Genomic DNA, 9,498 nt, shown 5'->3' with positions numbered 1-9,498 from the left:
GATCGCGGCGCGTGCAGAGGCGACGCGGGATTCGGAGGCAAAGCCGCCCTCGGAGAGCCTGCGCGCGGCGTTGTCGTTGATGCGGGCCTCTTCGAGTTGTGCCTTGGCGGTTTCGAGCTGGGCTTCTGCCGTGGGAATGCGGGCCTCGGCCTCGGGCTCGCGGGCACGCGCCTCTTCGAGCCGCGCACGCGCCTCGGCCAGCGATGCGGCTCGGGTCCCCGGGTCGAGACGGCAGAGCAATTCACCTTCTTCGATGAAGGCGCCCTTGCGCAACGGTTCGGAAACCACGAGACCGGAGGTTTCGGCCCGCACCTCGACCTGTCGCGCGGCCTCGGTCTGACCGCGCAGGACCACGGCGCTGTCGATCACCTGGGCTTCGGAACGCATGGCGACGACGCGGATGGCATCGGATTGCGCCGCGCCGACCTCTTCCGGTTGCGTGCTGTCTGGCGCGGCCTCGGCGGCGGCTTCACCGCGCGCAAAGGCAAAGAGCAGGTCGCGTTCGATGATCAGCAGGTAGAGGAACGCTGTCACGAGGCAGGCCGTCAGAAGCGGGATGATGCGCATAAAACTTGCCTTTCGCGACCATTTGCCGGGCGCTCTCCTGCGCTTGTCGGCTGGTTAGACAAAATTCAGCCGTTTGCAAGCACCATACGGGGCTTGAGGATGCTGCGGCACCGAAAGTGAACTCACGGGTTCAGTTTAGTGCCGTGCTGGAAGGAATTCAAGCGGCGACGTGCGAGGTTTTTCTTTGGCAGCGCCCGATGATCGCCGCATGTGCGACCCTTGGCAGCGCGCGGGTGCTGCGCTAAGAGGGGCGGAAGCAAGAGAGGGTGAGCGCGTGAGCCAGAGCGACAGTTTTATCGAGGAAGTCACCGAAGAGGTGCGGCGCGACCGTTTGTTCGCGCTGATGCGGCGGTATGGATGGATCGCGATCCTGGCGGTTGTGCTGCTGGTCGGTGGTGCAGCGTGGAATGAATGGCGCAAGGCCAACGCCGAGCGTGCCGCCCAAGAGACCGGTGATGCGATGATCGCGGCATTGCAGGCCGACGACGCGGCGGAGCGCGCGCGCGCTCTTTCGGCGCTCGAGCCCGAGAGTGCAGGGGCACGGGCCGTGGCCACATTGCTCGAAGCGGGCGAGCAGGTCGAGGCCGGCGAACAAGAGGCGGCGGTCGCCGCGCTGGAAGAGATGTCGGAACGCTCTGAACTGCCCCTGGTCTATCGCCAGCTTGCCCTGTTCAAGCTGCTGGGGCTCCAGGCAGACAGCCTTTCGCCCGAGGAACGTCGCGAGGGCTATGCGTCGTTGATCGGGCCGGGATCGGAGTTGCGGATTCTTGCCGAAGAGCAACTTGCGCTGATCGACGTGGAAACCGGCGCGACCGACGATGCGATCGAGCGGTTTCAGGAGATTGCACAGAACGAGGAGGCAACGGCGGGCTTGCGTCGGCGGGCATCTCAGTTGATTGTGGCACTGGGCGGCGAACCGGAAACTCCCGTGCGCGATAACGACGCGATGGCGGTCACGAACGGCGGATAACGTCGCGACGACGGGGCCGGAATGACAAGGTAGGTGGGCCATGATCTGGGCTGAGACACGGGCAGGACAGGCAACAATGCAAACGCGATCGGTCAGGAATTGCGGCTGGGCCCTCGGATTGGCCGCTCTTGTGGGGTTGGGCGCCTGCGCCGAACGCCAGGTCATCCTGCCGGGAGAGCGCGAGAACCTGCGCGCCATCCTGAGCGACGAAGAGGCCGAGTTGGCCGCGCAAGACGTGCCCGAGAACCGTGCGCTGCCCTTGAACCTGCCCGATGCGGTGGCCAATGCCGACTGGACGCAGCGCCACGGAAGCCCGGCGACGCGGGTCGCCCATCCGGCCTTTGACGGTGCGATGGAGATGATCTGGAACAACGATATCGGCGCGGGAGATGCACGGCGCAACCGTATCACCGCTGACCCGGTGGTGGCGGACGGGCGCATCTTCACGCTCGATTCCGAGGCGCGCGTGACGGCGACGGGCACCGATGGTGAAACCGCGTGGTCCACCGATCTCGTGCCGCCGCGTGACCGTGGGCGCGATGCCACAGGGGGCGGCATGGCCGTTGCCGACGGCAAGCTCTTCGTATCGTCGGGATTCGGCCTGTTGACCGCGCTCGATGTCGAGAGCGGCCAGCAGATCTGGCAGCAGAAGCTCGAGGCGACGGGATCGGGTGCGCCGACGGTGATGGGCGACACGGTGTATCTTGTCGCGGGGGACCGCACGGGGTGGGCGATCAACACCGAAAACGGGCGTATTCGCTGGCAGTTCGATTCGACGCCTAGCGTGCACAACGTTCTGGGCGGGCCGGCCCCGGCCGTGAACGATCAGGTGGCGATCTTCGCCTTCGGCTCTGGCGAGGTGCAGGCGACATTCCGCGGCGGCGGTTTGCGGCTTTGGAATTCGGTGATCTCGGGGCATCGTGACGGCGTCAGCCGCGCGCGCATAACGGACATCACGGGTGATCCGGTCCTGTCGGACACCACGGCCTATGTCGGCACGCATGGCGGACGGCTGGTCGCGCTCGACGCGGGCACGGGGGAGCGGCGCTGGACGTCGGAGGAGGGGCCGCTCAACCCGGTCTGGATGGCGGGGGGGTCGCTCTTTTTGGTTTCGGATCAGAACGAGCTTGTGCGGCTCGACGCCGAGGACGGCAGCCGGATCTGGGGCACCAAGCTGCCGTTCTTCGTCAAGGACCGGCCGCGGCGGCAGAAAGAGGTGTTCGTCCATTATGGGCCGGTAATCGCGGGTGGGCAACTGATCGTGGCCAGCAATGATGGATTGATCCGCGCCTTTGACCCGGTTTCTGGGGAGGCCACCGGCACGGTCGAGATCCCCGGCGGGGCCACCACCAACCCGGTCTTTGCGGGTGGCGTCATGTATGTGGTCTCGTCAAAGGGGGCGCTTTACGCTTTCCGTTGAGCCATTGGTGATGTATCGGGGCGATCTGACACGCCCGGAGCCTTGAGATGACATTTACCCTCGCCATCGTGGGACGGCCCAATGTGGGCAAATCCACCCTGTTCAACAGGCTGGTCGGCCGGCGCCTTGCGCTGGTTGATGACCAGCCGGGCGTGACCCGCGACCTGCGCGAGGGTGAGGCGCGGCTGGGTGATCTGCGCTTTACGGTGATCGATACGGCGGGCCTCGAAGAGGCGACCGATGACAGCCTTCAGGGACGGATGCGGCGGCTCACTGAACGCGCGGTCGAGATGGCCGATATCTGCCTGTTCATGATCGACGCCCGCGCAGGGGTCACACCCACCGACGAGGTGTTCGCCGAGATCCTGCGCAAGAAATCGGCGCATGTGATCCTCGCCGCCAACAAGGCCGAAGGGTCGGCGGCGGATGCGGGATTGATCGAAGCCTATTCGCTGGGACTCGGTGAGCCGGTGCGGCTTTCGGCGGAACATGGCGAGGGACTGAACGAGCTTTATTCGATGTTGGCGCCACTTTCGGATGCCTTTGCCGAACGCGCCGCGCAGGATGCGCCCGAGACCGATGTGGCGGTGGAGGATGGTGACGAGGACGCACCGCGGACGCCGACCCGCGACCGGCCCTTGCAGGTCGCGGTAGTGGGGCGGCCGAACGCGGGAAAATCCACGCTTGTCAACAAGATACTGGGCGAAGATCGTCTGCTTACCGGGCCGGAGGCCGGAATCACGCGGGACGCGATTTCGCTCACGCTGGACTGGGAGGGCGTGCCGGTTCGGATCTTCGACACGGCCGGGATGCGCAAACGCGCCAAGGTGCAGGACAAGCTGGAAAAGCTGAGCGTGTCGGATGGCTTGCGCGCGGTGAAATTCGCCGAGGTGGTGGTGGTCCTGCTCGATGCGGAGATCCCGTTCGAACAGCAGGATCTGCGGATTGCCGACCTGGCCGAGCGCGAGGGGCGCGCGGTCGTGGTGGCGATCAACAAATGGGACCTGGAGCCTGAAAAACAACAGAAATTGCGCGACCTGAAAGAGGCGTTCGATCGCCTTCTGCCGCAGTTGCGGGGGGCGCCGCTGGTGACGGTGTCGGCCAAGACGGGGCGGGGGGTGGAGCGGTTGCGCGAGGCGGTGCTGAAGGCCCACGAGGTGTGGAACCGGCGGGTGCCGACGGCCGCGCTCAACCGCTGGCTGGGCGAGATGGTCGAGGCGCACCCGCCGCCCGCGCCGCAGGGCCGACGGATCAAGCTGCGCTACATGACCCAGGCCAAGACCCGGCCGCCCGGATTCGTGGTGATGTGCAGCCATCCCGACAAGATGCCCGACAGCTATTCACGCTATCTTGTCAACGGGTTGCGGGACGACTTTGACATGCCCGGCACGCCGATCCGGCTCTTCATGCGGGGGCAGGGCGAGCGCAACCCCTACAAGGATCGCAAGAAGAAGGCGCCCTCGAAGCTGCGCAAGCACCTGGAGGGGCGGCGCGAGTGACCGCGCCCGCAGGGGTATTCGTTAATCTTAACACGGGGCGGATCGGGCGCGAAACCGCGGTGCACGAACCGTGCACCGCCCGGCTGCCACGCGGCTGCCGGGCAAAGGTTAACCGTTCGGTCCGATGCGTTGCGCCAGATGGTTAACGGAGCGCGCGGGCGTTGCGCCAGGCCTGTGCCCCGAGGGCTGCGATGCCGATGACGGCGAGGCCGAGCGTGGCCGGGTCGAGCGGCGCGAGGTTCTGCACCACGACACCGATCAGCGCCCAGATGACGCCCAGCGGATAGGCCAGCGTGTCGGGCCGGGCGCGGGTGATGGCGGTCGCGATCACGAGGGCCAGAACCAGCGCGACGAGCGCGGCCACGGTCGGCCCGGTGACGCCATAGCCCGCCAGCATCAGCCCGACCGAAACGGCCGAGGCGGCGGTGAGCCAGCCCGCGTAAAGCCCGATCGGTTCGCGCAGCCAGAGCCGGTCCTGCCGGTGCGCGCGCAACAGCGCGGCCAACGCGGTCACGAGCATGAGCCAGATCATCACCGTTGCCCATGGCACCGAGATCTGCGCCAGCGGAATCCAGAACATGCCAATCAACAGGCTGACGAGGAGGGCCGGCCGCGCCTCGTGCCAGCCGGGCGCGTCGGGCCGTTTGACGAGGCCATAGCCTGCACCCGCGATGAGCCAGATATAGATCAGCCCCCAGATCGAGAAGGCATAGCCCGCAGGCTGCACCGGTGGATCGGTTTGCGGCACCGGGAACTGGTCGGGGGTGAAGCCGTTGAAGCCCGATGTGAGAAAGGGCACCAGCGCGAAGCCGACGGCCATGGTCAGGGTGAAAACGGCGAATACGCGTGTCATGGGTCAAAGATGAGGGGCCGGGCGGCGCGGGTCAAGGTGCCGTGCAGCCGCACCTGCCGTTTCAGACCAGCGTGCCGTCGGCGGAAAGCCGGGTCTTGCCGCGCAGGTAGGGGTGAAGCGCGGTCGGCAGATCGACCGACCCGTCGGCGGTTTGCCCGTTTTCCAGCACGGCGATCAGGGTTCGCCCCACGGCGAGGCCGGAGCCGTTGAGCGTGTGGACGAATTGCGGCTTGCCGCCATCCGCGGGCTTGTAGCGCGCGTTCATGCGCCGGGCCTGGAAATCGCCCGCGACCGAGACCGACGAGATCTCGCGATAGGTGTTCTGGCCGGGCAGCCAGACCTCGATGTCATGGGTCTTGAGCATGCCGAAGCCGATGTCGCCGGAACACAGCACCACCGTGCGATAGGGCAGGTCGAGCTTTTCGAGGATCGCCTCGGCACAGCGGGTCATGCGGGCATGTTCTTCCATCGAGTCCTCGGGTCGGGTGATCGAGACCATTTCGACCTTTTCGAACTGATGCTGGCGCAGCATCCCCGCGGTGTCGCGCCCGGCGCTGCCCGCCTCGGAGCGGAAGCACTGGGTGTGGGCGACATAGCGGCGCGGCAGATAGCCCTCGTCGATCACCATGTCATTGACGATATTGGTGAGCGTCACCTCGGCGGTGGGCACGAGCCACCAGCCATTGGTGGTCTTGTAGCTGTCTTCGCCGAACTTGGGCAATTGCCCGGTGCCATACATCATCTCTTCGCGCACGAGCACGGGTGTCCATGTCTCGCTCAGCCCGTGTTCCTCGATATGGGTGTCGAGCATGAACTGCGCCAGCGCCCGGTGGATGCGCGCGACGCCGCCCGACATCACCACGAAGCGCGAGCCGGAGAGTTTGGCGGCCGTCTCGAAATCCATGCCGGGTTTGACGCCCTCGATCTCGTGATGTTCGCGCGCGGTGAACCCGAAGCTGCGCGGGGTGCCGTGCCGGCGGATCTCGACATTGTCGGATTCGTCCGCGCCGTCGGGCACATCCTCGGCGAGGCGGTTGGGCAGGGTCATCAGGAGGTCGGCAAGTTTCTGGTCGAGCTCCTTCGCCTCGGTCTGCATCCGTGCCACTTCGGATTTCTTGGCCGAAACCTCGTCGCGCAGGCGGTTGAACTCGGCGTCGTTCCCGGCGGCCTTGGCCGCGCCGATCTCCTTGGCGGCGCGGTTCTGGTCGGCCTGGGCGGTTTCGGCGGCGAGAATCCTCGCGCGGCGCGCCTCGTCGAGGGCGAGGATTTCCGACGACATCGGCGCTTCTCCGCGGCGGGCGAGGGCCGCATCGAAGGCCTGGGGGTTTTCGCGGATGGCGCGGATGTCATGCATCGGTCTTGTCCTTCGTGACTCGGGTGGTTGTGGATGCCTTATGGCCGATTTAAGCGCCGCTGGTAAACGGGGGATTGCGGGTGAACGGTTGCGGCTGTCCGAACCGGCCCGAAAACCGGGATCGAGGGGATTGCAAAGCATTGGGTCAGGGCATAGGTTCCGCCAAACTTTGCACGGGGCGGCGCCAGGGCGTGGCCCGTGCCAGCCACGTATCGAAAGGGTTTATCCATGGACGGCGCGCTTGCCTCGTTTCTTCCGCTCATCCTGATCTTCGCGATCATGTATTTCCTGCTCATCCGGCCGCAGCAGAAAAAGCTCAAGGATCATCAGGCCATGGTGGAGGCTCTGCGCCGCGGCGATCAGGTGGTCACCCAGGGCGGGCTGATCGGCAAGGTCGCCAAGGTCAAGGACGATGGCGAGATCGAGGTCGAGATCGCCGAGGGCGTCAAGGTGCGGGTGGTCAAGGCGACCATCTCCCAGGTTCTCAACAAGACAGAGCCCGCGAAGTCGTAACGCGCGTACACTGGTTGCCGACTCGGGGGCGCTCACATGCTGCAGATTGATACGTGGAAGCGGGTGCTGATCTGGGCCACCGTGTTGGCTGGCCTGATGCTGGCGATGCCCAACGCCTTCTACACGCGGGTCGAGACCCATAACGACGCGGTGCGCGCCATCGAGAATGGCGGCGCGGCCGATGGCCTGGCCGAGCAGGTGGCGATGTGGCCCGAGTGGTTGCCTTCGGGGCTGGTCAACCTCGGGCTGGACCTGCGCGGCGGGGCGCATCTCCTGGCCGAGGTCCAGGTCGAGGATGTCTATCGCAGCCGGATCCGGGGCATGTGGCCCGAGATTCGCGACTTGCTGCGCGAGGAACGCGCGACCATCGGCACGATCCGGCGTCAATCCGGCCCCGATGACCAGCTGCGCATCCGCGTGTCGGAGGCCGACCGGGTCGGCGAGGCGGCGGCCCTCGTGCGGGGGCTGGCGCGGCCGGTCACCAGCCTGAGCGGGTCGGGATCGGACGATATCGAGGTTTCGACCGACGACGACATGGTGATCGTCGAACTGTCGGAGGCCGAGAAACTGGCCACCGATGACCGCACCGTGCGCCAGGCGCTCGAGATCATCCGCAACCGGATCGACGAGGTCGGCACGCGCGAGCCCACGATCCAGCGCCAGGGCGCCGAGCGCATCCTGATCCAGGTGCCCGGACTGGGCAGCGCGGCCGAGTTGAAGCGGATCATCGGCACCACGGCGCAGCTGACCTTCCAGCCGGTGGTGTCGCGCAGCGCGGACGACGATGTGCGCGCGGGACCGGGCGAAGAGGTTCTGCCCGGGCGCGGCGCGGAGCGGGACATGAGCTATGTGCTGGAACAATCGCCTGTGGTGACGGGCGAGGATCTGGTGGATGCGCAACCCAGTTTCGACGAGAACGGGCGGCCCGCCGTCACCTTCCGGTTCGATGCGTCGGGTGCGCGGCGGTTCGGCAACTATACCGCCGACAATATTGGCAACCCCTTTGCCATCGTGCTGGATGGCGAGGTGATCAGTGCGCCGACCATCCAGGCGCACATCTCGGGCGGCTCGGGGATCATCACCGGGCGGTTCACGGTGGAGGAATCGACCGAACTGGCCGTGCTGCTGCGCGCGGGGGCGCTTCCGGCGGGGCTCGATTTCCTCGAAGAGCGGACCATCGGGCCGGAACTGGGCGCCGACAGCATCGAGGCGGGAAAGGTGGCCACCATCGTGGCCTTTGCCGCCGTGCTGGTCTTCATGCTCTTGAGCTATGGCATGTTCGGGCTCTTTGCCAATACGGCGCTGATCATCAATATCGGGCTCATCTTCGGTCTGCTCAGCATGATCGGGGCGACGCTGACCCTTCCGGGGATCGCGGGGATCGTGCTCACCGTGGGCATGGCGGTGGATGCCAATGTGCTGGTGTTCGAGCGCATACGCGAGGAACTCAAGACCGCGAAAGGCCCGGCGCGGGCGATCGAACTGGGCTATGAAAAGGCGCTTTCGGCGATCGTGGACGCCAATATCACCACATTCATCACCGCGGTGATCCTTTACGCGGTGGGGTCGGGGCCGGTGCGCGGCTTTGCGATCACGCTGGGGCTGGGGATCATGACATCGGTGTTCACGGCGATTTTCGTCACGCGGCTCATCATCGTGATGTGGTTTGAACGCCGCCGTCCCAAGACGCTGGAGGTCTGACGACATGCGCCTGAGACTTGTTCCCAAGGACACGAAATGGGATTTCTTCAGCCGCCCGAAACTGTGGCTGGGGATCTCGGCGTTCCTGATTCTGCTGGCGCTGGCCAGTTTCCTCGTGCAGGGGCTGAATTACGGCATCGATTTTCGCGGTGGAACGACGATTCGCACCGAGAGCGCGCAGCCGGTCGATATCGGCCTTTATCGCGGTGCCATCGATTCGCTCGAACTGGGCGACGTGACCATTACCGAGATTTTCGACCCGAACTTCGACGACGACGAAAACGTGGCGATGGTGCGTATACAGGCGCAGGAAGGCGAGGAATCGGTCAGCTCTGAGGTGATCGAGGCGGTCGAGGCGGCCCTGCAGGAAGCGGTGCCCGACATCCGTTTTGTCAGCGTCGAATCGGTCGGGCCGAAAGTCTCGGGCGAGTTGATCCAGACGGCGGTGATCGCGGTGCTTCTGGCGATCGGTGCGGTGCTGGTCTATATCTGGCTGCGCTTCGAATGGCAGTTCGCGCTGGGGGCGGTGGCCGCGCTGGTGCACGACGTGGTGCTGACCATCGGGATTTTCAGCGAATTGCAGATCAAGTTCGACCTGGCGATCATCGCCGCACTCCTGAC

Annotated in this window: 8 protein-coding genes and 1 pseudogene; 6 read left to right on the top strand and 3 right to left on the bottom strand. The window is 65.7% G+C overall.

The genetic code is table 11. The features are described from left to right. Positions 1–567, bottom strand: a pseudogene (locus ACESL9_RS15435) (efflux RND transporter periplasmic adaptor subunit); the annotation flags it as partial. Between the two features lie 274 nt (positions 568–841). Here ACESL9_RS15435 and ACESL9_RS15430 point away from each other — a divergent pair. From ACESL9_RS15430 to der, 3 genes are all read left to right on the top strand, one after another. Then, positions 842–1,537: a tetratricopeptide repeat protein gene (locus tag ACESL9_RS15430; protein ID WP_372614289.1), complete on the top strand. Its 696-nt coding sequence runs from the start codon at positions 842–844 to the stop codon at positions 1,535–1,537. Positions 1,538–1,613: 76 nt separating this feature from the next. Next, positions 1,614–2,957 carry a PQQ-like beta-propeller repeat protein gene (locus ACESL9_RS15425; protein ID WP_372614291.1) on the top strand — a complete coding sequence of 448 codons (1,344 nt, stop codon included), beginning with the start codon at positions 1,614–1,616 and terminating at the stop codon, positions 2,955–2,957. Positions 2,958–3,004: 47 nt separating this feature from the next. Next, positions 3,005–4,456, top strand: coding sequence for a ribosome biogenesis GTPase Der (gene der, locus ACESL9_RS15420; RefSeq protein ID WP_372614293.1), 1,452 nt, complete (start codon positions 3,005–3,007; stop codon positions 4,454–4,456). Positions 4,457–4,598: 142 nt separating this feature from the next. On the opposite strand, the gene ACESL9_RS15415 is transcribed toward der, so the two are convergent. After that, positions 4,599–5,309, bottom strand: coding sequence for a hypothetical protein (locus tag ACESL9_RS15415; RefSeq protein WP_372614295.1), 711 nt, complete (start codon positions 5,307–5,309; stop codon positions 4,599–4,601). Between the two features lie 61 nt (positions 5,310–5,370). After that, positions 5,371–6,663 (bottom strand): serine--tRNA ligase, encoded by a 1,293-nt coding sequence (gene serS / locus ACESL9_RS15410; protein ID WP_372614297.1) that lies wholly within the window; start codon positions 6,661–6,663, stop codon positions 5,371–5,373. Between the two features lie 228 nt (positions 6,664–6,891). Here serS and yajC point away from each other — a divergent pair, with 228 nt between their 5' ends. From yajC to secF, 3 genes are all read left to right on the top strand, one after another. After that, positions 6,892–7,176 carry a preprotein translocase subunit YajC gene (gene yajC / locus ACESL9_RS15405; protein WP_372614298.1) on the top strand — a complete coding sequence of 95 codons (285 nt, stop codon included), beginning with the start codon at positions 6,892–6,894 and terminating at the stop codon, positions 7,174–7,176. A gap of 36 nt (positions 7,177–7,212) precedes the next feature. Then, on the top strand, positions 7,213–8,877 hold the full coding sequence (gene secD / locus ACESL9_RS15400; protein ID WP_372614300.1) for a protein translocase subunit SecD: 1,665 nt from the start codon (positions 7,213–7,215) through the stop codon (positions 8,875–8,877). Between the two features lie 4 nt (positions 8,878–8,881). After that, a partial coding sequence (secF, locus tag ACESL9_RS15395) for a protein translocase subunit SecF (protein ID WP_372675111.1) occupies positions 8,882–9,498 on the top strand: 617 nt, incomplete at its 3' end.

The sequence above is a fragment of the Aquicoccus sp. genome (assembly GCF_041686535.1).
Taxonomy (GTDB): Bacteria; Pseudomonadota; Alphaproteobacteria; order Rhodobacterales; family Rhodobacteraceae; genus Aquicoccus.
This window is presented reverse-complemented; position numbering and strand designations above follow the sequence as displayed.

Bases quoted from the DNA above. Each gene is read 5' to 3' on its own strand.
- ACESL9_RS15415 (WP_372614295.1), bottom strand. From the start codon at position 5,309: ATGACACGCGTATTCGCCGTTTTCACCCTGACCATGGCCGTCGGCTTC.
- yajC (WP_372614298.1), top strand. From the start codon at position 6,892: ATGGACGGCGCGCTTGCCTCGTTTCTTCCGCTCATCCTGATCTTCGCG.
- serS (WP_372614297.1), bottom strand. From the start codon at position 6,663: ATGCATGACATCCGCGCCATCCGCGAAAACCCCCAGGCCTTCGATGCG.
- der (WP_372614293.1), top strand. From the start codon at position 3,005: ATGACATTTACCCTCGCCATCGTGGGACGGCCCAATGTGGGCAAATCC.
- secD (WP_372614300.1), top strand. From the start codon at position 7,213: ATGCTGCAGATTGATACGTGGAAGCGGGTGCTGATCTGGGCCACCGTG.
- ACESL9_RS15425 (WP_372614291.1), top strand. From the start codon at position 1,614: ATGCAAACGCGATCGGTCAGGAATTGCGGCTGGGCCCTCGGATTGGCC.